Raw genomic sequence first — 25,269 nt, 5'->3', positions numbered from 1 at the left:
CAAGGCGTTGCATGGGCTTTCGGGGCCGGGCGGCGGTGCCCTGCAAAGGCGCGGCGGGCGCGGATCACGAAGCCAGGCGGGCCGGCTGCGCGGGCGCGGTGGGCGCCTCGCCGGATTCGCCGCCGGTGGCCAGCAGCAGGCCCTGCTTGAAGGCCTCGGCCGCGGCTTCGGGTTCGTCCAGGCGCTCCAGCAGCAGGCCCAGTTCGCGCCAGGTCTCGGGCAGGGGCTGGCTGCCGAGGCTGGCCTCCAGGTAGCTGCGGGCCTTGCCCCAGAGCTGGTTGCGCAGGCAGATCCGGCCCAGGGTGAGGAGCAGCATGGCATTGTTCTCGTGGCCCTTGAGCCATTCCTCGGCCACCGCCAGTTGCCGCTCGGGGTGGCGGGTGTGCAGCTCGCCGTAGAGCCGCACCCACTCGGGATCCCAGTGCTGGCGCAGGCCCTCGCGCAGCAGGGGCTCGGCGCTGTCGTCCTCGCCCAGCTGCATCAGGGCACGGATGTAGTCGGTCAGCAGTTGCCGGTCGCCGCGCAGCTCCTTCGGCACGGTCTTCCAGAAGGCCTGCAGGGCGGCCGCGTCGCCGGTTTCGGCCTGCCGGGCCAGCAGGGCGCGCCAGGTGCGTACCGCCAGCGCCTGCCAGTCCTTCTCTTCGAGTACCTTGTGCTTGCGCAGCAGGGGCAGCAGCTTGCGCAGATCCTCCCAGCTCTGCAGGCGCTCGTGGACCTGGGCGAGCAGCAGCAGGACGTGGGCGTGATTGGGCACCATGGCGCGCAGGTGCTCGAGGGTGGCCAGGGCCTGTTCGAGCTGGCCGTGGGCCAGTTGCAGCTCGGCCTGGGTCAGTTCCACCGCCACGTCGGCGTCGGGCATGGACTTGAGGGCTTCGGCCAGGTAGTGATCGCGGCGTTCCGGGGCGTCCTGTTTCTGGGCGGCGCGCGCGGCGGAAAGATAGTTGAGCAGCGGGGTGCTGCTGTCGCGGGCGTGGCGCACCAGGATCCGCTCGGCCTTGCGCCAGTGGCCCTCGGCCAGCTCGATGAGGCCCTGGCGCAGGCTGCGCCGGGCCCGCCGGCGGCGGCGCTCGGCGCGCCAGTGGCGCAGGCGCTCGGGCAGCGTCCAGGTGCGCACGATCAGCCGCACCAGGGCGTAGCCGGCGGCGAAGGCCGCCAGCAGCAGCACGAGGAACAGCGACAGGGTGGTCTCGATGGTCAGGTTGCCGCGGCCGATCAGCACGTAGCCCGGATCCTCGTAGGCCAGCAGGCCGGCCACCACGCCCACCAGAAGGATCGCCAGGAAGCCGAACAGCAGTCTCACGCGCCGGCTCCTGCGTCCGGCGCGGCCGTTGCCATGCCGTGTTCGGCCACGTAGCGGCTGATCGCCTCGTGGCTGCGGGTGGGGGCGGGCAGGGCGGGAGCGATGTCGATGCCGGCCAGTTCGCCCAGGCGGTTCGCCAGGTGGGCGGTGGCCGGATCGGCCGGGTCGAACCAGGCCTCGAGCCACTGCCGGGCGGTGTCGAGGCTGTCGCGCCACAGATCGGCGTTGCCCTGCAGCAGGGCCAGGCGGGCCTGTTCGAGCTGCAGCTTGAGGTTCTGCACCAGGAAGAAGTGCTGCTCCGGCGTCAGCAGCGGTTTGACCGGGCCGTCGTGGCGCCGGATCACGATCAGCTTCTGCATGTCGCGCCACAGGGCGGCGGGCAGCTCGCGCCAGTCCTTCACCGGGGCCGGGGTTTCGCTGGCGTCCGTGCCGGCCGCGTCGGATCGGGTCTTCGTTTCCTCGCGCACGCGCAGCAGCCGGAGGTGATCCACGTCGCGGATCAGCGCGCCGAGGCGCAGGGCCAGGCCGGTGACGTCGGGCATGGACACCTTCTGCAGGGCGTCGATGTCCTCGGCCAGGGCCTTGCGTACCGGCAGGATGGCCGGATCGGCCACGTCCTTCAGCCGCGCGTCGGCGGCCTCGAGGGCGGCGATGGCGGTGGCGGGATCGCGGGCCAGCGCCAGTCGCTGGCCGGCCAGGCGGATGAGGTAACGGGCTTCGGCCACCAGCCAGGTCTGCTGCAGGTGGGTGTTGCGGCGCAGCAGCTCTTGCAGGGCCCCGGCCAGATCCTGCTGTTCCCGGCCCAGGCTGGCCAGCCGTTCCTCGAGGCGGCCGTTCTGTTCGCGCAGGCCGTCGAGGGTCGCTTTCAGCGCCGTCAGATCGCCCGTGGTGCGGCGCTCGAGCCCGGCCAGGCGTGCCTCCACGGCCTGCTGCTGGCGGTACAGTTGCCAGGCGCCGCCGATCCCGCCCAGGGCCAGCAGCAGGGCCAGGCCGCCGATCAGCAGGGCCGCGCGGGCGCTGCCGGCCTGGCCGGCCGGCTTGCGGGCGGCGGATTCGGGCGTCTGCGCGGCGGTTTCGGTGTCGCCGGCGTTCTCCGGGGCCGGGATTTCGGCGGGCGTTTCGCTCATGGGGCGGATTCCAGGCGTTGCAGGGCCTCAATGATAGCCTCATCGCTGCCCGAGGTGGCGGAAATGATGCGCGCGAAGCCCAGATTTTGCGCCAGGGCCGCCTGGCGGGGATGGATCACCACCAGGGGTAGGGCCAGCAGGCGGTCGCGCCGCTCGCCCCTGACCTGGTCCAGCAGGGCCTCGAGGATCTCCCCGGAGGTGGCGAGCACCGCGTCGAGGGCCTTCTCGTCGAGCAGGCGCGCCAGCGCGGCGGCCGCCGCGTTGCGCCGCCGTTCGTAGACTTCCAGATAGTCCACCCTGGCGCCCCGTTCGCGCAGGCCCGTGGCCAGCTCCTCCCGGCCGCCCCGACCGCGCACGATGAGCACCGGCTGCCCGGCCACCGCCTGCAGGGCCGGCTCGGCCAGCAGGCCGGCCGAGTCGAAGCGGCTGGCCGGGAGGATGTCGGGCGGGCGGCCGAGGGCCGTCTCGATGGCCCGCGCGGTGCCCCGGCCAATCGCGGCCAGTTGCACGCCTTCCGGTATGGGCAGGAGGCGGGGCAGGCCGTGGCGCACGGCGCTGGGGCTGACGAAGATCAGCAGGCTGCCGGGGGCCAGGACGGGGGGCGGCGTGTCCAGGGGGCGGATCTCGAGCAGGGGCAGGAGCACGGGCCGGTGCCCCGCCTCGCGCAGGCGTCGGGCGAGGGGCGCGGCCTGTGCGGCGGGCCGGGTCACCAGCAGGCGGCAGCCTGCCGGCTCATTCGGCATGCAGCGCCTCCAGCAGGCGGTCGGCGCCGCGGGAGAGCAGATCCTCGGCCAGTACCCGGCCCAGGTATTCGGCGTCCTCGGGCGGGCCGGCAATCTCGCCGTGCACCAGTTCCGAGCCGTCCACCGCGCCCACCATGCCCCGCAGCAGGATCACGCCGTGATCGAGGATGGCGTAGCCGCCGATGGGCACCTGGCAGCCGCCCTGCAGGCGCTGGTTGAAGGCCCGCTCGGCGCGCACGCACAGGGTCGTGTCGGGATCGGCCAGGGGCGCGATGATTTCGTGTACCCAGTCGTCGTCCTCGCGGCATTCGATGCCCACCGCGCCCTGGCCGATGGCCGGCAGGCAGACCTCGGGGGAGAGGTATTCGCGGATGCGATCGGCGAACTCCAGGCGGAGGAGGCCCGCGGCGGCAAGGATGATGGCGTCGTAGTCGTTGTCGTCGAGCTTCTGCAGGCGGGTGTTGACGTTCCCGCGCAGGCTGATGATGTCCAGATCCGGGCGCAGGGCGGCGAGCTGGCACTGGCGGCGCAGGCTGGAGGTGCCCAGGCGCGCCCCCTCGGGCAGATCCTCGAGCGTCTCGTAATGATTGGAGACGAAGGCGTCGCGGGGATCCTCGCGCGGGCAGATCACGGCCAGGTGTAGGCCCTCGGGCAGCTCCACCGGCACGTCCTTCATGGAATGCACGGCGATGTCGGCCTCACCGCGCAGCATGGCGTTCTCCAGCTCCTTGACGAACAGGCCCTTGCCGCCCACCTTGGCCAGGGGGGTGTCGAGGATCTTGTCGCCCTGGGTGGTGAAGGTGACCAGCTCCACCTCGAGATCGGGATGCAGTTCGATGAGCCGGGCCCGGACGTATTCGGCCTGCCACAGGGCGAGCTGGCTCTTGCGGGTGGCGATGCGCAGGGTGTCGGTCATGGTGTTCGGGCCGCCGGGGATGGTGGGGAATAAAGGGGAACCGCCGGGCGTCCCCCGTATCGAAGGCTATAATACACCAATTCGGAGCCACCCCCGTCGCCATGATCCGTCACCTCTTCGCCCTGCTGCTGTTGCTGAGCCTGCCCCTGCAGGCGGCCGAGCTGCCCGCCGTGCGCCTGCCCCAGGCCACGGATCTGCAGGCCCTGGGCGATCAGGCCCGGGCGCGCGGTCTGCCGCTGCTGGTGATGTTCTCCTCGGCCCACTGCCCCTACTGCATGATCGTGCGCGAGGAGTTCCTCAAGCCCATGCTGCGTTCGGGCGACTATGCCGACAAGGTGATCATGGCCGAGGTGGAAGCCGACGAGACCCCCATCACCGACTTCGACGGCCACACCCGCAGCGCCCTGGACGTGGCCCAGCGCTACGACGCCACCCTCTCGCCCACCGTGGTGTTCCTCGACCCCGACGGCCACGAACTGGCGCCCCGCCTGGTGGGCATCACCACCGTGGACTTCTACGGCGGTTACCTCGACGAGGCCATCGACCAGGCCCGCACCCGCCTGCGCAAGCTCGCCTTCCGGGGCACGGCCCGGTAGGCGCGGCGCAAGCCGCGACAAACAGCCGCTCCGACATCCGTGACACGTTTGGCTATTGGTTCAGCAACCGATACGCCCTTGGGGTCGGAGAGACATTTCGTGACACGCCGTGAATACGTCCCTGTAGGCTCGACGGCCGCAGTCGCTTCGGGCATCCTGCCCTCTCGCGACACTTGTCCGTCCTGGACATCGTCCCTGCGGCCGACGGTCACGAAACGTCTCCCCGACCCCAAGGGCTCTGTACCTGCGCCAGGCGTGTAACCCGGAATTCACGGCGCCCATCGATGGCGGCAGCACAGGGCTGGTCGAAAAGACCCCGGCTTTTCCTAGCCACCCACCCCCAGCCACCCGCTACCCCGACTCTGCTATAGTCGATCCCGTTGCGGCCTGCCGGCCGCCGGACGGGGATACCGCTTGACCGCAGTACGCGTAGAGAGCGCCGGGGAGGCCGTCGAGCTGCAGCTCGACGGCGACTGGAGCGTGGAGCGGGCCGCGCAGATGGAGGCGGCCCTGGCCGGGCTGTCCCTGCCGCCGGGGCGGCCGGTGGTGATCCGGCCCGGGCGGCTGGGGCGGCTCGATCTCACCGGCGCCTGGCTGCTGCGGGATCTGCAGGCCCGCCTGGAGGCCGCCGGCCACCCGGTGCAGCTGACCGGCTTCCGGACCCGCCACTTCCGTTTCCTCGCGGCGCTGCCGCCCGAGACCCCGTCCCCGGCGCCGCCGGCCGAATCCCTGCTGCGGCGCTTTCTGCTGCTGCTGGGGCGCACGGTGGTGGGCGAGCGCCGCCAGATCCAGGCCACCCTGGCCTATCTCGGCCGTCTGGTGGTGCACCTGTTGCGGGTGCTGGCGCGCCCCCGGCGCCTGCGCCTGCGGGACATCTCCCACCACATGTACGAGACGGGGATCCATGCCATCCCCATCGTGGCCCTCATCGCCTTTCTGATCAGCATCGTTCTGGCCTACCAGGGGGCGTCGCAGCTCGCCCGCTTCGGCGCCACCGTGTACACGGTGGATCTGGTGGCCATCTCCCAGTTGCGCGAGATGGGCGTGTTGCTGACCGCGATCATGGTTGCCGGCCGTTCCGGCAGCGCGTTTGCCGCGCAGATCGGGTTCATGAAGATCAACGAGGAGGTGGACGCCCTGCGCACCATGGGCTTCGAGCCCTACGAGATCCTGGTGGTGCCGCGGGTCATCGCCCTGATCCTCGTGCTGCCCCTGCTCACGGTGCTGGCGGATCTGATGGGCCTGCTGGGCGGGGCGCTGCTGGCGGTGTTCACCCTCGACATGACCCTGCAGCAGTACTATCTGCGCGCGGTGGAGGCGGTGGGGCTCAACACCTTCCTGGTGGGCGTGATCAAGGCCCCGGTGTTCGCCTTCCTGATCGGCTTCATCGGCACCATGCGCGGCCTGCAGGTCGCCGGTTCGGCCGAGAGCGTGGGCCGCCAGACCACCAATGCGGTGGTGCAGTCCATCTTCATGGTGATCCTGGCCGACGCCCTGTTCTCCATCGTCTTCTCCTGGCTGGACTTCTGATGGTCACGACCGACGTCCTCATCCGGGTGCGCGGGCTGGTGAACCGCTTCGGCGATCAGGTGGTGCACGACGGGCTGGATCTGGACGTGCGTCGCGGCGAGATCCTGGGGCTGGTGGGCGGCTCGGGCAGCGGCAAGTCGGTGCTGCTGCGCTGCATCATCGGCCTGCGCAAGCCCACCGCCGGCACCATCGAGATCGAGGGCGAGGACATCACGCGCATGGACCGGCGCCGTTTCCTCGCCATCCAGAAACGCTGGGGCGTGCTGTTCCAGAGCGGCGCCCTGTTCTCCTCCCTGAGCGTGCTCGACAACATCCTGCTGCCCATGCACGAATACCTGGCCCTGGACCCGGCCCGGCGCGAGGCCCTCGCGCGGCTGAAGATCCGCATGGTGGGCCTGGGGCCGGAAGCGGCAAACAAGTATCCCGCCGAACTGTCCGGCGGCATGATCAAGCGCGCCGCCCTGGCCCGCGCCCTGGCGCTCGATCCGGTGCTGCTGTTTCTCGATGAACCCACCGCCGGCCTCGATCCCATCGCCGCCAGCGAATTCGACCAGCTGCTGGCGTATCTGCGCGACAACCTCGGCCTCACCGTGGTGATGATCACCCACGATCTGGACACCCTGTTCAATATCTGTGATCGTATCGCGGTCCTGGTGGACAGGCGGCTTCAGGTGGGCAACCTGCAGGAGATGCTGGCCAGTGCCCATCCCTGGATCCACCGTTACTTTCATGGCGCGCGGGCGCGAGCCGCGCGCGGGGAGGCGGGCTGAAGCGATGGAGAAGGAAGGCTACTACATTGCCGTGGGGGCCTTCGTGGTGCTGGCCGTGGGCCTGCTGGTGCTGTTCGTCGCCATCATCAGCGGCCGCCAGGCCACCGCCGAGACGCAGCGCTACGAAGTCCGCTTCACCGGCTCGGTGGCCGGCCTCGACGTGGGCGGCGAGGTCCGCTATCTGGGGGTCAAGGTGGGCAAGGTGGTGAACATCCACCTGGTGCCCGACCAGCCCCGGGAAGTGAGCGTGATCATCGAAGTGAAGAAGGAGGTGCCCATCTACGGCAACACCATCGCCAAGCTGCAACTGCAGGGCATCACCGGCATCTCCTTCGTGGAACTGCGCAAGGAAGGGCCGGGCCGCGAACCGCTGCCCCCGCCGCCGCCGGGCGAACTGCCGCGCATCCGGGCCGCCGACTCGGATCTGGAAAAACTGGCCCGCTCCCTGCCCGATCTCTTCGATGCCGCCGAAGAGCTGGTGGATCGCGCCACCGATCTGCTCAACGATCAGAACCTCAACAACTTTACCACCCTGATGCGCGAACTGGCCGTCACCAGCCATGAACTGCCGGGACTGGTCAGGCAGGTCGATGCCACCTTCGCCGAATACGCCCGCGCCGCGCACGAGGTGCGCCCGGATCTGGTGGCCGTGCTGAAACGCCTCAACCAGGTGAGCGCGGAACTGGAAGCCATGACCCGCCGCACCGAGGCCCTGTACGCCCACAACAGCGCCGCGCTCAACGCCACGCTCGGCAACAGCACCCAGAACATGGCGCGTCTGCTGGAAGAAGGCCGCGCCCTGGTGGGCGCCCTGCGGCGCCTGACCCGCAAGCTGGAAGAGAATCCCGCGCTGCTCATCACCCGGCCCCGGCCGCACGGCGTGGAGATCGCCCCGTGATGCGCCTGGGCGTCCTGCTGCTGGCCGCCGGCCTCGCGGGCTGCTCCCTGCCGAGCGCGGAACTGCCGCCGACCACCACCTGCCGCCTCCAGGTGCCGGCCCTGCCGCCGGCGGCCGCCCGGCGGCCCGTGCATCTGGTGGTGCACATGGCCTACGTGGCCCCGGAAATCGCCTCCGAGGCCATCGTCCTCGAACTGCCAGGCCACCGCCTCGACCGCATCGCCAACGCCCGCTGGCCCGCCCCCCTGCCGGCCTACGTGCAGCAGCAGCTCATCCGCGCTTTCAGCCGCAGCGGCGCCTTCCGCCACGTGAGCGATGCCCCGGTCCCCGGCGGGATCAACTACCAGCTGCGCCTGGAACTGCTCGACTTCCAGGCTGCCACGGCCCGCCAGGACGCCGCTCCGCGGGTCCGCGTGCGCCTCCACGCCGTGCTTCAGCGCCTGGACGAAGTGGCGCCCCGGCGCGAGACGGTGATCCGCGCCACCGCGGAGGCCGCGGCCGCCGAGCGGCGCCTGCAGGCCATCACCGCGGCCTTCGATCGGGCTTTTGCCGCGGTGACCCGGGATCTCGCCGAAGGGGTGGAGGCCGCGCTGGCGCGCGACGACGAAGATCACTGACGGACAACCCTCAACGCACAAGGAGCTGCCATGTTTCTGCAATTCGCCATCGCCCTTGCGGCGCTGCTGCTGGTCATCGTGTTCCTCGGGGTCAAGTCGGTGCCCCAGGGCATGGAATACACGGTGGAACGGTTCGGCCGCTACATCCGCACTCTGCGGCCCGGTCTGAACTTCATCATCCCGGTGATCGATCGGGTCGGCGCCAAGATGAACATGATGGAGCAGGTGCTCGACGTACCCTCCCAGGAAGTGATCACCAAGGACAACGCCATGGTCCAGGTGGACGGCGTGGTCTTCTACCAGGTGCTCGACGCGGCCAAGGCCGCCTACGAAGTCAATCGGCTGGAGGTGGCGATCCTGAACCTGACCATGACCAACATCCGCACCGTGATGGGCTCGATGGATCTGGACGAGCTGCTCTCCCAGCGCGATGCCATCAACGCCCGGCTGCTGTCGGTGGTGGACGAGGCCACCACGCCCTGGGGCGTGAAGGTCACGCGCATCGAGATCAAGGACATCACCCCGCCGCGGGATCTGGTGGACGCCATGGCCCGGCAGATGAAGGCCGAGCGGGACAAGCGCGCCGCCATCCTCGAGGCCGAGGGCGAACGCCAGGCCGAGATCCTCAAGGCCGAGGGCGAGAAACAGGCCGCCATCCTCACCGCCGAAGGGGAAAAGGAGGCCGCCTTCCGCGAGGCCGAGGCCCGCGAACGGCTGGCCGAGGCCGAAGCCAAGGCCACCGCCATGGTCTCCCGGGCCATCGCCGAGGGTGACGTGAACGCCATCAACTACTTCGTGGCCCAGAAGTATGTGGATGCCCTGCAGCAGATCGCCTCGGCGCCCAACGAGAAGCTGGTGTTCATGCCGCTCGAATCCTCCGGGATCGTCGGCGCCATCGGCGGCATCGCCGAACTGGCCAAGCAGGCCATGGCCCAGGCGGGCAAGGGCGCATGAGTTTCGTTGCGGATTTCTGGCACTGGTGGATCGGCGGCCTGGTGCTGCTGATCCTCGAGATGTTCGTGCCCGGCACCTTCTTCCTGTGGATGGGCGTGGCCGCGGGATTCGTCGGCCTGCTGGTCTGGCTGTGGCCGGCCATGCCCATCGAATACCAGATCATCGTCTTCGCCGTGGATTCGGTGGTGAACATCGTCGCCTGGAAGCTGTACGAGAAGCGCCGCCCGGTGCGCACCGATCAGCCCGCCCTCAACCGCCGCGGCGAACAGTACGTGGGCCGGCGCTTCACCCTCGACGATCCCATCGTCAACGGCGTCGGCCACCTGCGGGTGGACGACACCCGCTGGCGCATCGAAGGCCCGGACCTGCCCGCCGGCAGCACGGTGTTGGTCACCGGCGTGGACGGCACCGTGCTGCGCGTGGAAGCGGCCGAGGGGGAATGAACGGGATGGCGGCTGGCACGTCCCTGTAGGAGCGGCGCAAGCCGCGAAGAACAGGGCCGAGGGACGAGTGGCGAGGGCCGAGGTTGTCGAAGCCAACCAACCACGTTTTTCCTCGGCCCTCGTCCCTCGCCACTCGTCCCTGCATGATTCGCGGCTTGCGCCGCTCCTCCTACAGGGGAATGTGCCAAATTCACCAAGGATCCCCGTCGGGTAGGTCGGCTCAAGCGCAGCGGAGCCGACGCGACACGGAAGGCTTGGCCAGCACGCCGGCTCCGCTGCGCTGGAGCCGGCCTACTTTTCCTCTCCACGGCAGCGTGCGAGCAGGCCGCGCAGGTGTTCGAGGCCGAGACGGCGGGCATGCGCCACGTTGCGTTGCGGGATCCCCTGCGGATCGGGGTGGGCGTCCACGGCCCGGGCCAGGCTGGCTTCGCGCAGCAGGTGCAGGGCGGGCACGGGGGCGCGGTTGGTGTAGTCGGCCGGATCGTCGGGCAGGGAGTCGGCGAAGCGGTAGCGGGGATGGAAGTGGGCGAGCTGGTAGGTGCCGGCATGACCCAGGGTTTCGAGCAGATCGTCGGCCAGGGCGGTGAGATCGAGAAAGGCGTCGAAGTCGTCGAAGCCCCGCGGGACCAGCAGCAGGGTGGTCTCGGTGCCGGGGTGGGCATCGAGATGCCGGCATTCGGCCACCAGGGTCTGCAGCACCGCTTCCGCATCGCTGCCGTCGGCCACCGCGTAGCGCAGACGTTCGCCTGCGAGCACGCCCCGGGCGAAGGGGCAGAAGTTCTCGCCCACCACCACGGTCTCCACCCAGGCGCGCATGGCGTCGATGGCGGCCGCGTCGTTCATCCTTCCTTCATGATCCGGCGCACCGTGGGCAGGTGGCGGCGGCTCACCTCCAGGGTCTTGTCCACGCCGGCCAGGCGCACGTGGCAGCGGCCGTCGGCCTGCTTTTCCAGAGCCTGCAGATACTGGCGGGCCACCAGGGCGTTGCGGTGGATGCGCAGGAAGCGCTCGCCGAAGCGCTTCTCCAGTTGCACCAGCGAGTCCTCGATCAGCACTTCGCCGTCGGCGTGGCCCACGGTCACGTACTTGTGCTCGGCCTGGAAGTAGCGGATCTCGGGCACCGGCACCAGCACGATGTTGCCGTGCACCCGGGCGCTGATGTGGCCGGGCTCGCCGTCGCCGTGCGCCGCGTCCGCCAGGGCCTCGAGCTGGGCCCGGTTGGGGCGGCGCGCGGCCTGCAGGGCGGTCTCGAGCTGTTCCCGGCGCACCGGCTTGAGCAGGTAGTCCACGGCGTGGCTGCGGAAGGCGGCCAGGGCGTAGTCGTCGTAGGCGGTGGTGAAGATGATGGCCGGCGGCGGATCGAGGCGGGCCAGGTGGCCGGCCGCTTCCAGCCCGTCCATGCCCGGCATGCGGATGTCCAGCAGCACCACGTCGGGCAGCCGGCGGCGGCAGGCCTCCACCGCCGCCAGGCCGTTGTGGGCCTCGCCGATCACCGCGGTATCGGGAAGCCGTTCGAGCATGCTGCGCAGCCGCAGGCGGGCGGGCGCTTCGTCATCGACGATCAGGATCTTCATCTTCGCTCTGGTAGGGGAAGCCCAGTTCCACAGTGTAGCCGGTTTCACCGGCGTCGACGGTCAGGCTGCCGCGCTCGCCGTGCAGGGCGCGCAGCCGCTCGCGGATGTTGTCCAGGGCCAGGCGGTTGCCCTGGCGTGCGTGGCCGCCGCGCGCACAGGGGTTGTGCACCCGGATCCGCACCCGGCCGTTTTCCAGGCGCCCCTCGATGGTGATCCGCCCGCCCTCGGGCAGGGGTTCGATGCCGTGGTAGACGGCGTTCTCCAGCAGCGGCTGCAGCAGCAGGGGCGGTAGCAGGGCGTCGTCGGGCAGATCGTCAAGCCGCCATTCCACCTGCAGGCGCTCGCCCAGGCGCAGGGCCTCCATGGCCAGGTAGCGGCGGCACAGCTGCAGCTCGTCGCGCAGGGGGATGCGCTGGCGGCTGTCGCTCAGGGAGGCGCGGAACAGATCCGCCAGATCCTCCACCGCCGCCTCGGCCCGGTCCGGATCGCCGTGCACCAGGGAGGCGATGGTGTTCATGCTGTTGAACAGGAAGTGGGGCCGGATGCGCGACTGCAGGGCCTGCAGGCGGGCCGCGTTCTCGGCCTCGAGGCGCATCCGCCACTGATGCTGGACGTAGAAATAGCGCAGCACCGGCCCGGTCAGCAGGGCGGCGATCAGCAGGTTGCGGCCGAGAAAGCGCCAGTGCCAGTCGAGATCCAGGGCATAGGCCGGGGCGTGGACCAGCCAGTAGGCCAGTTCGGTGACGATCGCCACGACCACCAGCACCAGGCCGTAGGCGATGAAGCCGGCGCGGCGGTTGTCCAGCCGGCACAGCCAGGGGCGGGCCAGGCACAGAGCCAGGCAGCTCAGCAGCGCGCACCACTGCACGAACAGGGAGATCATGCCCAGGCGTTCCCAGCGTTCGGCGGCGCCGATCTCCAGCGGCGCCAGGGCCAGCACGAAGGCCGCCAGCTCGGCGATCAGGATCACGTTGAACACCGCGCGCATGGCGCACAGGTCCGGCAGGAACAGATCCGGGCATTGGCGGGGCTTGGGCAGCAGGGCCATGAGGGCATTATTGCCCAAAACCGGTATACTTGCCGCCGGTTTTCCCCATCCGGTATCCCTTGCATGAGCGAAGAGCACTCCATCGACAAGCCCTGGGCGGGCCGCTTCACCGCCCCCACCGATGCCTTCGTCGAGGCCTTCACCGCCTCGGTGGGCTTCGACCGCCGCCTCTACCGGCACGACATCGCCGGCTCCATCGCCCATGCGCGGATGCTGGCCCACGTGGGGGTGCTCAGCGAGGAGGAATGCCGGCAGATCGTCGCGGGCCTGGAGGCCATCCGCGGCGAGATCGAGCGGGGCGAGTTCACCTGGTCCACGGCCCTCGAGGACGTGCACATGAACATCGAGGCGCGCCTGACCGAGCGGATCGGCGAGGTGGGCAAGAAGCTCCACACCGGCCGCTCGCGCAACGACCAGGTGGCCACCGACATCCGTCTCTATCTGCGCGACGAGATCCGCGAGCTGGCCCGCGAGCTACGCCGCCTGCAGGAAGGCCTGCTGGGGCTGGCCGAGCGCGAGGCCGAGACCATCATGCCCGGCTTCACCCACCTGCAGACCGCCCAGCCGGTGACCTTCGGCCATCACATGCTGGCCTGGTGCGAGATGCTGATGCGGGATCAGGACCGCCTGCGCGACGCCCACCGGCGGGTCAACGTCATGCCCCTGGGCGCCGCCGCCCTGGCCGGCACCACCTATCCCATCGACCGCGAGTTCACCGCCCGCGAACTGGGCTTCGAGGCCATCTGCGAAAACTCGCTGGATGCCGTCTCCGATCGCGACTTCGCCATCGACCTGCTGGCCGCCTGCGCCACCCTGATGATGCACCTCTCCCGCTTCTCCGAGGAGCTGGTGCTGTGGAGTTCGGCGCAGTTCGACTTCGTGGATCTGGGCGACAGTTTCTGCACCGGCTCCTCCATCATGCCGCAGAAGAAGAACCCCGACGTGCCCGAGCTGGTGCGCGGCAAGACCGGCCGGATCTACGGCCACCTGATGGGCCTGCTGACCCTGATGAAGAGCCAGCCGCTGGCCTACAACAAGGACAACCAGGAAGACAAGGAGCCCCTGTTCGACACCCTCGACAACGTCAAGGGCTGCCTGCGCCTGTTCGCCGACATGATGCCGCAGATCGTGGTCAGGCGTGAGCAGATGCGCGAAGCCGCCCGCCGCGGCTTCTCCACCGCCACCGACCTGGCCGACTACCTGGTGCGCAAGGGCGTGCCCTTCCGCGACGCCCACGAGATCGTCGGCAAGGCCGTGCGCCTCGGCCTCGACACGGGCCGGGATCTCTCGGAGATGCCCCTCGAGGAACTGCGCCGCTTCTCGGACGCCATCGACGAGGACGTGTACGACGTGCTCACCCTGGAAGGCTCCGTATCCGCCCGCGACCACCTCGGCGGCACCGCCCCCAAACAGGTCCGCGCCGCCATCGAACGGGCCCGCCGGCGGCTCGAAGACTTCCCCCTGGCCCGCTGAAGGGCTTCAACGACAAGGCGCGCCAGGTAGGTCGGCCTTCAGGCCGACATGGATCGGCACAAAACCCTTGTCGGCCTTCAGGCCGACCTGCGGCGGTGCGCGCAGGGTGGCTCGAGCGCCGCGGTGCTGCCGTTTTGCTATCCAGCAGCGGATTCCAGATGCCGGACCGTTTCCGGGAAGCAGCGTACCAGCCTGCGATCCCCCGTCACCAGCGGCACCCCCAGATGCCGGGCCAGGGCCACGAACTCGCAGTCGTAGGCGGAACAGTCGCTTTCGTTGACCAGGGTCAGCACGTCGAGCGAAGTCACCTCGTACTCCCGGCCACGGAACAGGGATTCCATTTCTTCCTGAAGCGCCAGCGCCTGTTCGTAACGCAGGAGGCCCTTGCGCAGGTGCTGCGCCAGCACGTTGCGGAACTCGCTGCGCCACAGGAGTGGCGCCACCCATTCGGGATCGCGGGCGAAAAGCCGTTCGGCGGATTCGGTCCAGACGGTGGGCAGGGCCAGACAGGCGATGAGATTGGTATCGGCGACGATCACGCCCGACCCTGATCGATGGCCTGGCGAATCGATTCGGGCGTGATGCCCTCTTCCGGGATGCCTTCACGCAGGCGTCGCAGCCGGGAAAGCTGTTCCGCCGGTGGAACATTTTCCGGTTTGAGGACCGATTCGAGACAGTGGATCAGCTCCCCGTTCACGGAACGGTGATGGGCCCTGGCGGCCTGCTTGAGCCGCGCATAGAGATCGTCGGGAATGTTCTTGATGGTGATGGAAGCCATGCCACCATTCTGGTGGCAATTCGGTGGTTTTTCAAGAGGACCTGCTCAGTCCAGCTCCTCCCGCGCCCGTTGCATCATCAGCCCCACGTCGTCGCCCTTGCGCCATTCGCTCACACCGAAGCGGGCGCTTACTTTCATCGCGGGGTTCTCGGTTGCCAGCCTGTCCAGCCGTTCGCGGGTCATGGTGGCCACGTGGCGGGCGGCCTCGAGGCCGGTTTCGGGCAGGATGAAGAGGAACTCGTCCTCGTCCAGGCGGCCGATGGTGTCGGCCCAGCGGCGCTGTTCGTTGAGCAGGTTGCGGATGGCCACGAGCACCTGGCGGATGGCCTCGGCCGAGCCTTCCAGGCCTTCCAGGCGCATGACGATGGCGGACAGGGGGTTGCCGTAGCGCCGGCTGCGGGCCACCTCGGTGGCCAGCTGGGCCGACAGGGCCCGGCGGTTGGGCATGCCGGTGTCGGGGTCGGTCACCGTCAGCTCGTCCAGCTCGGCGAGCAGGTCGTCACGCTCGGCCAGCAGCTGTTTCATGGGGCTGGCATCGCTGAAATACTGCAGCCGGCGGCCGTCGGCGAGGCGGTGGGTGTGGCCGAGCAGCCAGCGGGTCTCCGCCTGTTCGCCGTGGGGCGGAATCGCCACCGAGGGTTCGTCGTCCCACAGGGCCGCAAGGCCCTCGGGGGCGGCCTCGGCGCCGTGCCCCTGGATCACGGTGGCGGCATCGCCCAGCCACTCCCGCAGGCGGTCGTTCATCCATTCCACGCGCCCCTCGGGATCGATCAGCAGCAGGCCCAGGGGGCAGGCGGCGAGCAGCTCGCGGCAGGTGTCGGTATCCAGGGTTTCGAGCATGACGGCCTTCTCGTCCGGGGGGCCACCAAAACTACCCCGCCCCCGCCCTCCAGCGCAAGGCCTTCCCCGCTCCCCTCGGTCCTCGTCCCTCGTCCCTCGCCACTTTTTCATGGTGGAGTTTTGGCCCCGCTGGCCGATATTTCCATGACCATGAGCCGTTTCGTCCGCCACACCCCTCGCCTCGAGGACGCCCGGGAGCACGATTTCCGGGCCATCAAGGCCCGCTTCGTCGAGCTGAACCGCCAGCGCCTGCGCCGGGCACGGGCCGATCTGCGCACGCCGGAACGGGAGTTTCTCGACCTGCTGCCGCTGCTGTTCCACGTCAACCACCCGGCCCTGCCGGGCTACGTGGACAGGGACACCCCCGCCGGGCTGCCGGACTTCTCGCCCGCGGCCGGGGTGCTGCGCAGCGCGCGCCGCCGGTTCCGCAGTTTCGCCTGGCGCAAGCGGGCCTACCGGCGCTTCGAGATCCAGTCGCTGTTCATGATGGGCAGCACCGGCACCATCGCCTTCTCCGAAGGCTCGGACTTCGACATCTGGATCTGCCACGCCGAGGATCTGGCCCCCGAGCAGGTCAAGCGCCTGGAGGTGAAGGCGGCCGCCATCGAGCAGTGGGCCCGCGGCCAGGGCGTGGAGGCCAACCTGTTCCTGGTGGACCCGGCCGCCTTCCGCGCCGGCGACCACGGCCCCCTCGGCCCCGAGAACACCGGCTCGGCCCTGCACTACCTGCTGCTGGACGAGTTCTACCGCACCTCGGTGCTGCTGGCCGGACGCACGCCCCTGTGGTGGCTGGTGCCGCCCGAGGACGAGGCCGATTACGACACGGTGGCCGCCGACATCAAGCGCAAGCGCCTGGTCCACGCCCGCGAGCACATCGATCTGGGCGGACTCAACCGGGTGCGCGCCGACGAGTTCTACGGCGCCACCCTGTGGCTGCTGTACAAGTCGATCCATGCGCCCTACAAGTCGCTGCTGAAGATCCTCCTCATGGAGGCCTACGCCACCGAGTATCCCCGCGCCGATCTGCTCGGCCTGCGCTTCAAGCAGGCGGTGTATGCCGGCGAGGCGGACATCGACAAGCTCGACCCCTACCTGATGATGCTCGACAAGGTGGAGGACTACCTGACCCGCGCCGGCCAGCCGGAGCGCCTGGCACTGGCCCGGCGCAGCTTCTACTTCAAGGTGGGCCTGAAGCTGAGCGAGGCACGCGGTGGCGGCTGGCGGCGGGACCTGCTGCAGGCGCGGGTGGATGGCTGGGGCTGGCATCCCTCGCAACTGGTGCGGCTGGATACCCGTGCGCAGTGGAAACTGGAAGCGGTGCTCGCCGAACGCCGCGAGCTGATCCGCGAGTTCACCCAGACCTACCGCTATCTCTCCCTGTTCGCCCGCACCAAGAGCGAGGGCCACGCCATCCGCGCCGGGGATCTCACGGTGCTGGGGCGCAAGCTGTACGCCGCCTTCGAACGCAAGGCCGGCAAGATCGACATCGTCTACCAGGGCATCACGCCGGATCTGCACGAGAGCCACGTGAGCTTTCACGAGCTGACCCGGGAGGACGGCCGGCGGCACTGGATGGTCTTCTCCGGCGTGGTCCCGCCCGCCGACGTGGGCCTGCACGCCCCCCTGAAGCGGGACTACAGCCTGATGGCCCTGCTGGCCTGGTGCCACTTCAACCGGATCATCGACCGGCGCACCGTCATCGCCCTGTATTCCTCCGGCACGGATCTGAGCGAGCGGGAGCTGCTGCAGATCGTCGATCACCTGTGCCGGATCTTCCCCGACGGCCAGCCCCAGCCGGCGCGCACCGAGGATCTGCGCCGAGCGGAGCGGATCCGCGCCGTGCTCACGGTGATCGATCTGGGTCTGGATCCCTTCGCCACGCACACCCGGCGCGGCGAGCACCTCACCTCCAGCCGCACCGACGCGCTCAAGTACGGCGGGCGGCTCGAGAACCTGGCCCTGAGCCTCGACCAGGTGCTGGTGACAAGCTGGCAGCAGGTGCTCACCTTCCGCTACAGCGGGGCGGAGGGGCTGATGCAGTGCCTGCAGGATTTCATGCGCTGGGCGCCGCCCGATGGCCGGCGGCCGCCGCCGCTGAACGCCGTGTGCCATTCCACCTACCGCGGCCCGGCCATCGCCCGGCGCATCGAAGCCCTCTTCGCCACCCTGTATGCGGTCTTCGACCGCACGCGGGCCGTGCCCGGCACCCGCTTCGTGCTCGGCATCGAATGGGACTACTTCGTGCTCTGGCAGGCCGATGGCGAACTGCGCTACGCCAACCCCGGCGAACTGGATGAATTGAAGGCCTGGCTGGGCCGGCCCCGGGCCCGGCATGCCCCCACCGTGTTCGACGAGGAGACCCCGGCCGATCAGATCCTGCCCCTGATCTACCGCCACGACCGGCCCGGCTGGGTGCAGTGCTTCTACGAGCGCCGTGGCGACAGCGTGCAGGTGTGGGTGGTGGACGAACGGGGCAGCCTGGCCGAGCAGACCCATCCCCTCTACGACGTGGTCAGCCTGGTGCGCCAGTACCGGGAGTTCTTCGACGCCACCCTGCCGCGGCTGCGCGGCGCGGACGGCCCGGCGGCGGAGGTCGGGGTGGAGGCGGTGCACTTCTACCGCATCGAGCGCGACAGCGAGGGCCGGCGCACCGTGGTCCAGCACAGCCTCAATGCCTTTCTGCGCTCGGCCCCCTACCTGCGCCTGCAGGCCATCGTGGATCGCATCGACGGGGAGCCGAGCTACACCCTGGTGTGCGGCGAGCAGGAGTTCTCCAGCCTCGAGCACGGCGCGGATCTGTTCCGGGCCGTGGCCCGCCACATCCTCGCCCTGCGCCGCGACGGCGAAGCCTATCCCATCCACGTCACCGACGTGGATCTCGCCCCCCGCCTCCTCGCCGAGGACGGCGGCCACGTGCAGACCGTGCGCTATCTCGAGTGCAAGCAGCGCATCGAAAGCCGCCTGCAGGCGGCCCTGGCGGAACTCGTCTGAGGCGCCTTACTCTTCCCGCATGTCGTGGAAGATGGCCTCGAGATCGGCCTTCCAGGTGCGCACGAACTTCTGCAGGGCCGGATCCTTCTCCGGGAACAGGCGCTCGGGGTTGGCGGCCACGATCAGGGTTTCGTCCTCTTCGGCGAAGATGGCGATCTTGTGCGGCACGTAGGGGATGAGCATGGGGTATTTCTCGCTCACCTCGCGGATCTCGTCCAGGCGGCCGAAGAACACCACACGGTACTTGTCGGTCTTGTAGCCCTTGGAGGTCAGGCCGATGTCGACCCGCTGCACCCGGGAGAGGGTCTGGCCGTGGGCCTTGAGCACGTTCTGCAGCTTGAGCATGGCCTCGGGGAAGGTCATGGGAATGCGGGCCATGAGCAGATCCTCGGCCAGGGCCGGCGCGGCCAGCAGCCACAGCAGAAGCAGGAACAGGGGCTTGCGGATCATAGGGTGGCGTCCTCGATGATGGAGACGTAGGTGTCGTTCATCTCATGACACAGCCGGTTCAGCTCCACGTTGTTGAACAGCCGCGAGAGACGGGTGGGATTGATGGCATAGACCTTGACCTTGCCCTCCTTCTCCACCACCGTCACCCGGCAGGGCAGGAACAGGCCCACCCGCGGATCGATGGCCAGCGCCTTGTTCAGGAAGCCGAAGTTGCAGAAATAGATGATGTGCTGCTTCGGGTTCTCCTGGCCGGGCGGCACGAAGCCGGTCTCCAGTTTCTGTTCGCGAATGATGATGAAGTTGTTGCCGACCGCCGCGTCCTTGAGATTGTTGATGGTGGTCTGGAAATCGTATTCCGAATCGTAGACGATGGTGGCCTGATCGGTCTCGATGGGCTGCTGGTGCACCGGCAGCGGGTTGTCCTCGAAGGAGCGCACGAAGACCACCAGATCGTTGATGTCCTGCTCCGAGAGGCCCTGCTTGAGGAAGGAGACCATGGGCGTGCCCTCGCGGCCGTTCATCAGGGTGGCCTTGATGAACTGATCCGAGGCGGCGGCCAGGAAGCCGGGATTGTTCAGGGCCGGCGGGATGATGGGCAGATCCCGCGGTCGGGAGAAGGTCACGCCGGTGCCCTTGCCGCCCTCGCCGTTGGGGCCGTGGCAGGCGGCGCAGTATTTGGCGTAGAGCTGTTTGCCGTGCTCGCGATCGCCGCGCACCGGCTCCACCGGATAGCGGTAGGGCTTGCCCGGCGCCCAGCGGCGCACGTATTTCACGATGGCCTTGACGTCGGCATCGCTGAGGCTCTTGAAGGCCGGCATGATCCGGCCCGGCCGGCCCATGCGGATGGTGGTCTCGAGGAACCGGTTGGTCACCGAGTACTGGAAGTCGGGCAGGGCCAGCGGCACGCCCACGCCGCCATTGCCGTCGTAGCCGTGGCAGGCGGCGCAGTGCTGGCGGAACAGGGCCTCGCCCCGTTCGAGTTCGGCGTCCTTCGCAAGCACGACGCCGGCCAGTGGCAACAGCAGGAGAAGCAACAGCAGGCGAATGGCGCGCATCGATCTCGATCCTCGGTTCGGGTTGGATTGATTGTAAACTGCCTGCGGGCCGAGGGCCATTGACGAATATCAAACAACGCTAATATTTGACCGATCCAGGCCGCTTCCGGCGTGGATCCGACGGGAAAAGCCATGAAACCCTGTTCCGAAGCCTGCGAGCAGAACAAGCGGCCCATCCGCGACGTGCTCGAACAGTACCTGCCCGAATCGCGGCGGGTGCTGGAGATCGGCAGCGGCACCGGCCAGCACGCCGTGTACTTCGCCGCCGCCTTCCCCCATCTCACCTGGCTGGCCAGCGACGTGGCCGAAAACCACCCCGGGATCCGCGCCTGGCTGGCCGAGGCCGATCTGCCCAACCTCCAGGGCCCGCTGGAACTGGACGTGACGCGCGAGGCCTGGCCGGTGCGCGAGGTGGACACGGTGTTCTCCGCCAACACCGTGCACATCATGCACTGGCCCGTGGTCGAACGGATGTTCGCCGGCATCGGCCGCCTGCTCCCGCCCCAAGGCCGCTTCCTGCTCTACGGCCCCTTCAACATCGGCGGCGAATACACCGCCGAGAGCAACCGCCGCTTCGACGCCTGGCTGAAGGCGCGCGACCCCGGCATGGGTGTGCGCAACCTCGAGGATCTGGACACCCTGGCCAGCGAACACGACCTCCTGCGCATCGCCCTGCACGACATGCCGGCCGACAACAAGCTCGTGGTCTGGCAGAAGTGTCGCGTCATCGAGCGGTGAGGAATGTTTTCGGGTGGACTGCAAACAACACGGAGGGCACGGAGACACCGAGAGTGTGTGGGCTTGAGTCATTGCCCAGTGAGGCGAGGTGATCCATCTGTAGGAGCGGCGCAAGCCGCGATACGCAGATCGTGTTGCCGCCTGAACCTTGTCCGAGTGGCGTTATCCGCAACCTGTTCCCTGCGATTGCAGAATCGCGGCTCGCGCCGCTCCTACAGGCAAGTGCACATCGCAACCAAAGCGTACCAGCGCCTCATCTCAAACAAACTCCGTGTTCCTTCCACCGAGCACGACCACAGCTACCCCAGCACCTGCATCAGCCACGCGCGGAGGTCGGCGATCTCTTCGGGGCAGACGCTGTGTTCCATGGGGTAGGTGTGCCATTCGATGCGATAGCCGAGGGCGTCGAGGCGCTGGCGGCTGGCTGCGGCGAGGGGCAGGGGCACCACCGGGTCGTGCAGGCCGTGGGCCATGAAGATGGGGGTGTCGGCGTTGGCCGGATGGCGCTCGTCGGCCAGGCGATCGGCCAGGGGCAGGTAGGTGGAGAGGGCCAGGATCCCGGCCAGGGGTTCGGGATGGCGCAGGCCGGTGTGCAGGGCGATGGCGCCACCCTGGGAGAAGCCGGCCAGGACGAGGCGCCCGGCCGCCACGCCCCGCGACCGTTCGCGGGCGATCAGGGCCTCGATGCGCTGCCGTGACTGTTCGATGCCCGCCGCGTCTTCCGCGGCGGTGAAGTCCATGCCCAGGATGTCGTACCAGGCCGGCATCACGTAGCCGTTGTTGATGGTGACGGGGCGCGGCGGGGCGTGGGGCAGGACGAAGCGCACGCCGGCAAGGCCCAGTTCCGCCACCACCGGCTCGAAGTCGTGACCGTCGGCGCCGAGGCCGTGCAGCCAGATGACGCTGGCCTCGGCGTCGGCCGGGCCGATCTCCACGGCGGGCAGCAGCGCTTCGCTCACGGCTCGAGGGTCACCGTCTCGCCGGCCTGTTCGCTGCACCATTCGCTCAGGGCGGCGAACAGCTCCTTGCCGTCGCCTTCGCGTACCCAGCGCTCGCCGGACTCGTCGTAGTCGAAGTGGAAGCCGCCGCTGCGGGTGGCCACCCAGACTTGGCGCACCGGGGTCTGCCGGTTGACGATGATCTGGCTGCCGTCGGCGAAGCGCAGGGTGAGGATGCCGCCGGCGGTTTCGTAGTCGATGTCGGCGCCGCTCTCCTCGACGGCGTCCTCCAGGGCCAGCAGCAGATCATCGACCCGGTCGTGGAATTCCGATTCGTCCATTTTTCCCTCCTGATTGACGAGCGCCATTCTACGCCAAGGCAAAAAAAAGCGAAGGTGCCGGGGAGCACCTTCGCCGGGACCGCAGGGATTGCGGGAGTCAGACTTACTTGATCTTGGCTTCGGCGCTGTCCTTGTCGCCGGTGTTGTCGACCCAGCTGATGGAGACGGTGTCGCCGGGCTTGCCGCCGGTGAAGGCGAAGGACAGGTAGGGGTTCTTGGAGACGGCGGGGCCCCAGTCGGCGGTGAGCACGGTGCTGCCGTTGTGCTTGGCGACGACTTCCTGGATGAAGTGGGCGGGGATGACCTTGCCGGTCTTCTTGTCCTTGCGCAGGCCGGTCTCCATGGGGTGCTTGATGAGGCACTTGACGGTGACCGTGTCCCCCTTGGCGCGGGCGCGGAGCTTGATGGTTTTGCTAGCCATTGTGTTGAATCCTCTTCGTTAAAGCGTGGCCTCAGCCACCGCAACCACCGATGGTGACCTTGACGTTCTTGCGGGCGGAATAGACCTTGCCGCCGGCCTTGACCACGGCGATGACGTCGGAGGTCTTGCCCATCTTGATGCGGGTGGAGACCTGGGGCAGGGCGCCGTTGCCGAGGGTGAAGCTGGAGGTCAGGGGGTTGGCGTTCTTGGCGGCGAGGATGGCGATGGACTCGACGCCGTCGAGGCTGGCCTTGACGGAGACGGGGACCACGGCGCCGTTCTCGGCGATGTCGGGGGCCTTGATGGCGATCTTGTCGCTGGGGGTGTTGTCGGCGGCGCCGAACAGCTTGGCCAGGGCGTCATCGATCTTCTTGGCCTCGAAGGCGCTCTTGGGCCAGGCGGCGAGTACGGCGCGCGGAGTCAGCAGGCCGGCGCCCACGGCCACGGCCACGGCGGTGCCGGCCAGCGAGCCTTTCAGGAAAGTTCTGCGTTGCATGTGGGTTCCTCCTTAACGGTTGTCCCGCTTCCATGGCAAGGAACGGGCCAGTTTGGAGGAATTGATAAATCAATGGCTTACGCAGAACTGGAAACGCAATAAGGCCCTTGCATCGTGCAATTTGCACGATGGATCGTGCAAAACGGGAGTCACTTGAGGTCGTCGCGGATCCGCTTGAAGCCCTTCAGGAGGGCTTCGCCGGCCTCGGTCAGCGAATCCAGGGCCTCCCTGCCGGCCTCGGCGGCGTCCCTTGCGGCGGCCTCGAAGCGCGGCTGGAGCTTTTCCCACTGCGTTTCCAGCGCCTCGAACTCGTCGCGCAGTTCGGCCTTGGCCAGGTGCATCTGCACCCGCAGCTCGTCCCGGTACTGTTTCAGATCGCCGAGCAGGGATTCCAGCTTGTCGTCGGGTTCCATGGATCAGCCTCCTCTGATGGGTATTCCGGTAGTGGGGTTGGCGGGGGCCGATTGCAAGCCGTGGGCGGCTCACAGGCGGTAGGCGCGCTCGATGTCGTCGCGGGAGAGGGTGCCGTACACCCGGGGTACGCCCGGCACGGTCTGGCTGATCACGTACAGCAAATCGGCACCGCTCTCGGCCAGGCGTTGCTGGGCTTCGAGCAGGCTGGCACCCAGATCGATGGCCGCGCCCTGGCGGCGATCCGCAGGGATGGCCAGCAGATCGTAGGTTTCGGTATCGGGGGCCTCCTTGCGTGCCCGGGCCAGATCCACCGCCGGCAGCAGGGTGTCGGGCTGTTTTTCATCGCGGACCAGAACCCACAGGGGCGCCTCGGCGAGGACCTTGTCCACCGCTTCGGCCGTCGCTTCGCGGGGCAGGACCGCAATCCGGCGATCCATGACGCTGGCCACCCCCACCCGCCGCAGGGACTGGCTGATCGGATCGTTGCGGTAGTCCATGCCCCAGCTGCGCAGCAGGCCCATGAACAGGGATTCGCGGCGGCCCACGTGGCCGGCGGTGATGGTGGCGGTGACCACCGCCAGCATGCCGGGCAGGATGAAGCTGGGATTGCCGGTCAGCTCGAGGATGGCGATGAGGCCGGCCATGGGCGCCTGCAGGGTGCAGGCCATCATGGCGCCCATGCCGATCATGGCGTACAGGCCGATGGAGGCGGTCTCGTTGAAGCCCAGGGCGGCGCCGATCACGCCGAACAGGGCGCCGAAGGTGGCGCCGATGAACAGGATGGGGCCGATGGCGCCGCCGGGCAGGCCGAGGCCGATGCCGCCGGTGGTGGCCAGGATCTTCAGCCCCAGCAGGGCCAGCAGCGAGGTCCACAGCAGGTTTTCGCCGTGCAGCAGCCGGTCCACCGTGTCGTCGCCGATGCCGAGCACCTCGGGCATGGCCAGGCCGCACAGCCCCACCAGCAGGGCGCCGAGCAGCGGGCGCAGCCATTCGGGCAGGCGGCCGCCCTCGCGGGCCACGGTGCGGAACAGGGCATTGAAGCCTGCCCCCACCAGCCCGGCGAGCAGTCCGCCGAGGAAGATCCAGGGCAGCTCGGTGAGATGGCCGAGGGTCAGGGGCGGCACGGCAAAGGCCAGATCGCTGCCGAACACGGCGCGGGTCAGGGTGGTGGCGCTCACCGTGGCCAGGATCACCGGCGCGAAGCCGGCCACCGTGTATTCCAGCAACAGCACTTCCATGGCGAAGGCGGCGCCGGCCAGCGGCGTGTTGAAGGAGGCGGCGATGCCGGCGGCGGCCCCGCAGGCGGCCAGCACCCGCAGGCTGTTGCTGGGCAGCGCCAGGGCCTGGGCGGGCAGGTTGGAGGAGGCGGTGCCCAGGTGGGCGCTGGGGCCTTCGCGGCCCACCGAGTGGCCGCTGATCATGCTGATGGCGCCGCCGACGAACTGCACCAGGGCGTTGCGCCAGGGCAGGCGGCCCTGGTGGTAGGCCAGCCGTTCGAGGATGTGGGTGACCCCGACCCGGTGGCTGTCGGTCGGGGTGAGCCGGAACAGCAGGGCGATCAGCACGCCGCCGCCGAGGGGCACCAGCAGGCGCAGCAGCGGGTCGAGCTGTTCGTAGTGTTCGGGCGGCACGCCGGGCAGCAGCCGGCGCTGGCCCCACTCCACCAGCAGGCGCAGGGCGATGATGGTGGCCGCGGCCAGCACCCCGGCCACGATGCCGAGCAGCGACAGGGCGAGGATGGCATCGGGCCGGGCCAGCGCCACCCGGAAGTGGTGCAGGCGGCGGGCGAAGGCGCGTTGCAGGCGGCTCATGACGCCG

Annotated in this window: 28 protein-coding genes; 10 read left to right on the top strand and 18 right to left on the bottom strand. The window is 69.0% G+C overall.

The window, feature by feature from the left end; all coding sequences use genetic code 11:
- Positions 1-64: 64 nt before the first annotated feature.
- Genes ACZ5BH_RS05720 through hemC form a run of 4 tightly spaced genes read right to left on the bottom strand, consistent with a single transcriptional unit; the run spans position 65 to position 4,086 of the window.
- Positions 65-1,300, bottom strand: a complete 1,236-nt coding sequence (locus ACZ5BH_RS05720) for a heme biosynthesis HemY N-terminal domain-containing protein (RefSeq protein WP_464890952.1) — start codon at positions 1,298-1,300, stop codon at positions 65-67.
- On the bottom strand, positions 1,297-2,427 hold the full coding sequence (locus ACZ5BH_RS05715; RefSeq protein WP_464890951.1) for a uroporphyrinogen-III C-methyltransferase: 1,131 nt from the start codon (positions 2,425-2,427) through the stop codon (positions 1,297-1,299). The genes ACZ5BH_RS05720 and ACZ5BH_RS05715 overlap by 4 nt, the downstream gene beginning before the upstream one ends.
- Positions 2,424-3,170 carry a uroporphyrinogen-III synthase gene (locus tag ACZ5BH_RS05710; RefSeq protein WP_464890950.1) on the bottom strand — a complete coding sequence of 249 codons (747 nt, stop codon included), beginning with the start codon at positions 3,168-3,170 and terminating at the stop codon, positions 2,424-2,426. The genes ACZ5BH_RS05715 and ACZ5BH_RS05710 overlap by 4 nt, the downstream gene beginning before the upstream one ends.
- The gene (hemC, locus tag ACZ5BH_RS05705) at positions 3,160-4,086 is read right to left on the bottom strand and encodes a hydroxymethylbilane synthase (protein WP_464890949.1); all 927 of its coding nucleotides are present in this window, start codon (positions 4,084-4,086) and stop codon (positions 3,160-3,162) included. The genes ACZ5BH_RS05710 and hemC overlap by 11 nt, the downstream gene beginning before the upstream one ends.
- A 101-nt stretch (positions 4,087-4,187) precedes the next feature.
- Between hemC and ACZ5BH_RS05700 the strand changes: the two genes are divergently transcribed.
- The 7 genes from ACZ5BH_RS05700 (at position 4,188) to ACZ5BH_RS05670 (ending at position 9,894) form a co-directional block, all read left to right on the top strand.
- Positions 4,188-4,682 carry a thioredoxin family protein gene (locus ACZ5BH_RS05700; protein ID WP_464890948.1) on the top strand — a complete coding sequence of 165 codons (495 nt, stop codon included), beginning with the start codon at positions 4,188-4,190 and terminating at the stop codon, positions 4,680-4,682.
- Positions 4,683-5,096: 414 nt separating this feature from the next.
- Positions 5,097-6,212, top strand: a complete 1,116-nt coding sequence (locus ACZ5BH_RS05695; protein WP_464890947.1) for an ABC transporter permease — start codon at positions 5,097-5,099, stop codon at positions 6,210-6,212.
- Positions 6,212-6,982 (top strand): ABC transporter ATP-binding protein, encoded by a 771-nt coding sequence (locus tag ACZ5BH_RS05690; protein WP_464890946.1) that lies wholly within the window; start codon positions 6,212-6,214, stop codon positions 6,980-6,982. Before ACZ5BH_RS05695 ends, ACZ5BH_RS05690 begins: the two co-directional genes overlap by 1 nt.
- Positions 6,983-6,986: 4 nt before the next feature.
- Positions 6,987-7,880: an MlaD family protein gene (locus tag ACZ5BH_RS05685; RefSeq protein ID WP_464890945.1), complete on the top strand. Its 894-nt coding sequence runs from the start codon at positions 6,987-6,989 to the stop codon at positions 7,878-7,880.
- The gene (locus ACZ5BH_RS05680) at positions 7,880-8,497 is read left to right on the top strand and encodes an ABC-type transport auxiliary lipoprotein family protein (RefSeq protein ID WP_464891198.1); all 618 of its coding nucleotides are present in this window, start codon (positions 7,880-7,882) and stop codon (positions 8,495-8,497) included. Before ACZ5BH_RS05685 ends, ACZ5BH_RS05680 begins: the two co-directional genes overlap by 1 nt.
- A gap of 30 nt (positions 8,498-8,527) precedes the next feature.
- Positions 8,528-9,451: an SPFH domain-containing protein gene (locus tag ACZ5BH_RS05675; RefSeq protein ID WP_464890944.1), complete on the top strand. Its 924-nt coding sequence runs from the start codon at positions 8,528-8,530 to the stop codon at positions 9,449-9,451.
- Complete coding sequence (locus tag ACZ5BH_RS05670; protein WP_464890943.1) at positions 9,448-9,894, top strand: NfeD family protein; 447 nt, start codon at positions 9,448-9,450, stop codon at positions 9,892-9,894. The genes ACZ5BH_RS05675 and ACZ5BH_RS05670 overlap by 4 nt, the downstream gene beginning before the upstream one ends.
- Before the next feature lie 291 nt (positions 9,895-10,185).
- Here the strand turns inward: ACZ5BH_RS05670 and ACZ5BH_RS05665 are convergent, their stop codons facing one another.
- The 3 genes from ACZ5BH_RS05665 to ACZ5BH_RS05655 are packed head-to-tail and all read right to left on the bottom strand — an operon-like array spanning position 10,186 to position 12,516.
- On the bottom strand, positions 10,186-10,737 hold the full coding sequence (locus ACZ5BH_RS05665; protein WP_464890942.1) for a DUF1415 domain-containing protein: 552 nt from the start codon (positions 10,735-10,737) through the stop codon (positions 10,186-10,188).
- Positions 10,734-11,468, bottom strand: a complete 735-nt coding sequence (locus tag ACZ5BH_RS05660) for a LytR/AlgR family response regulator transcription factor (protein WP_464890941.1) — start codon at positions 11,466-11,468, stop codon at positions 10,734-10,736. The genes ACZ5BH_RS05665 and ACZ5BH_RS05660 overlap by 4 nt, the downstream gene beginning before the upstream one ends.
- Complete coding sequence (locus ACZ5BH_RS05655) at positions 11,446-12,516, bottom strand: sensor histidine kinase (RefSeq protein WP_464890940.1); 1,071 nt, start codon at positions 12,514-12,516, stop codon at positions 11,446-11,448. The genes ACZ5BH_RS05660 and ACZ5BH_RS05655 overlap by 23 nt, the downstream gene beginning before the upstream one ends.
- Before the next feature lie 63 nt (positions 12,517-12,579).
- Here ACZ5BH_RS05655 and argH point away from each other — a divergent pair, with 63 nt between their 5' ends.
- Entirely contained in the window at positions 12,580-13,989 is a 1,410-nt protein-coding gene (argH, locus tag ACZ5BH_RS05650) for an argininosuccinate lyase (protein WP_464890939.1), read from the top strand.
- 137 nt (positions 13,990-14,126) lie between these two features.
- Here the strand turns inward: argH and ACZ5BH_RS05645 are convergent, their stop codons facing one another.
- The 3 genes from ACZ5BH_RS05645 to ACZ5BH_RS05635 are packed head-to-tail and all read right to left on the bottom strand — an operon-like array spanning position 14,127 to position 15,607.
- Positions 14,127-14,528, bottom strand: coding sequence for a type II toxin-antitoxin system VapC family toxin (locus tag ACZ5BH_RS05645; protein ID WP_464890938.1), 402 nt, complete (start codon positions 14,526-14,528; stop codon positions 14,127-14,129).
- Positions 14,525-14,767 carry a FitA-like ribbon-helix-helix domain-containing protein gene (locus ACZ5BH_RS05640; protein WP_464890937.1) on the bottom strand — a complete coding sequence of 81 codons (243 nt, stop codon included), beginning with the start codon at positions 14,765-14,767 and terminating at the stop codon, positions 14,525-14,527. The genes ACZ5BH_RS05645 and ACZ5BH_RS05640 overlap by 4 nt, the downstream gene beginning before the upstream one ends.
- Before the next feature lie 45 nt (positions 14,768-14,812).
- Complete coding sequence (locus tag ACZ5BH_RS05635) at positions 14,813-15,607, bottom strand: sensor domain-containing diguanylate cyclase (protein ID WP_464890936.1); 795 nt, start codon at positions 15,605-15,607, stop codon at positions 14,813-14,815.
- 150 nt (positions 15,608-15,757) lie between these two features.
- Here ACZ5BH_RS05635 and ACZ5BH_RS05630 point away from each other — a divergent pair, with 150 nt between their 5' ends.
- On the top strand, positions 15,758-18,598 hold the full coding sequence (locus tag ACZ5BH_RS05630) for a class I adenylate cyclase (protein WP_464890935.1): 2,841 nt from the start codon (positions 15,758-15,760) through the stop codon (positions 18,596-18,598).
- Between the two features lie 6 nt (positions 18,599-18,604).
- Here the strand turns inward: ACZ5BH_RS05630 and ACZ5BH_RS05625 are convergent, their stop codons facing one another.
- On the bottom strand, positions 18,605-19,048 hold the full coding sequence (locus tag ACZ5BH_RS05625) for a hypothetical protein (RefSeq protein ID WP_464890934.1): 444 nt from the start codon (positions 19,046-19,048) through the stop codon (positions 18,605-18,607).
- On the bottom strand, positions 19,045-20,103 hold the full coding sequence (locus ACZ5BH_RS05620) for a c-type cytochrome (protein ID WP_464890933.1): 1,059 nt from the start codon (positions 20,101-20,103) through the stop codon (positions 19,045-19,047). Before ACZ5BH_RS05620 ends, ACZ5BH_RS05625 begins: the two co-directional genes overlap by 4 nt.
- 132 nt (positions 20,104-20,235) lie before the next feature.
- On the opposite strand from ACZ5BH_RS05620, the gene ACZ5BH_RS05615 reads away from it, so the two are divergent.
- Complete coding sequence (locus tag ACZ5BH_RS05615) at positions 20,236-20,841, top strand: DUF938 domain-containing protein (RefSeq protein WP_464890932.1); 606 nt, start codon at positions 20,236-20,238, stop codon at positions 20,839-20,841.
- 299 nt (positions 20,842-21,140) lie between these two features.
- Here the strand turns inward: ACZ5BH_RS05615 and ACZ5BH_RS05610 are convergent, their stop codons facing one another.
- From ACZ5BH_RS05610 to ACZ5BH_RS05585, 6 genes are all read right to left on the bottom strand, one after another.
- Positions 21,141-21,800, bottom strand: coding sequence for an alpha/beta hydrolase (locus ACZ5BH_RS05610; RefSeq protein ID WP_464890931.1), 660 nt, complete (start codon positions 21,798-21,800; stop codon positions 21,141-21,143).
- Positions 21,797-22,120, bottom strand: a complete 324-nt coding sequence (gene cyaY / locus ACZ5BH_RS05605) for an iron donor protein CyaY (RefSeq protein WP_464890930.1) — start codon at positions 22,118-22,120, stop codon at positions 21,797-21,799. Before cyaY ends, ACZ5BH_RS05610 begins: the two co-directional genes overlap by 4 nt.
- 103 nt (positions 22,121-22,223) lie before the next feature.
- The gene (gene soxZ, locus ACZ5BH_RS05600; protein WP_464890929.1) at positions 22,224-22,541 is read right to left on the bottom strand and encodes a thiosulfate oxidation carrier complex protein SoxZ; all 318 of its coding nucleotides are present in this window, start codon (positions 22,539-22,541) and stop codon (positions 22,224-22,226) included.
- A gap of 31 nt (positions 22,542-22,572) precedes the next feature.
- Positions 22,573-23,037, bottom strand: coding sequence for a thiosulfate oxidation carrier protein SoxY (soxY, locus tag ACZ5BH_RS05595; protein WP_464890123.1), 465 nt, complete (start codon positions 23,035-23,037; stop codon positions 22,573-22,575).
- A gap of 149 nt (positions 23,038-23,186) precedes the next feature.
- Positions 23,187-23,450, bottom strand: coding sequence for a hypothetical protein (locus ACZ5BH_RS05590; RefSeq protein ID WP_464890928.1), 264 nt, complete (start codon positions 23,448-23,450; stop codon positions 23,187-23,189).
- Positions 23,451-23,519: 69 nt separating this feature from the next.
- Positions 23,520-25,262, bottom strand: a complete 1,743-nt coding sequence (locus ACZ5BH_RS05585; protein WP_464890927.1) for a chloride channel protein — start codon at positions 25,260-25,262, stop codon at positions 23,520-23,522.
- Between the last annotated feature and the right edge of the window lie 7 nt (positions 25,263-25,269).

This window comes from Thioprofundum lithotrophicum (assembly GCF_055387065.1).
This window is presented reverse-complemented; position numbering and strand designations above follow the sequence as displayed.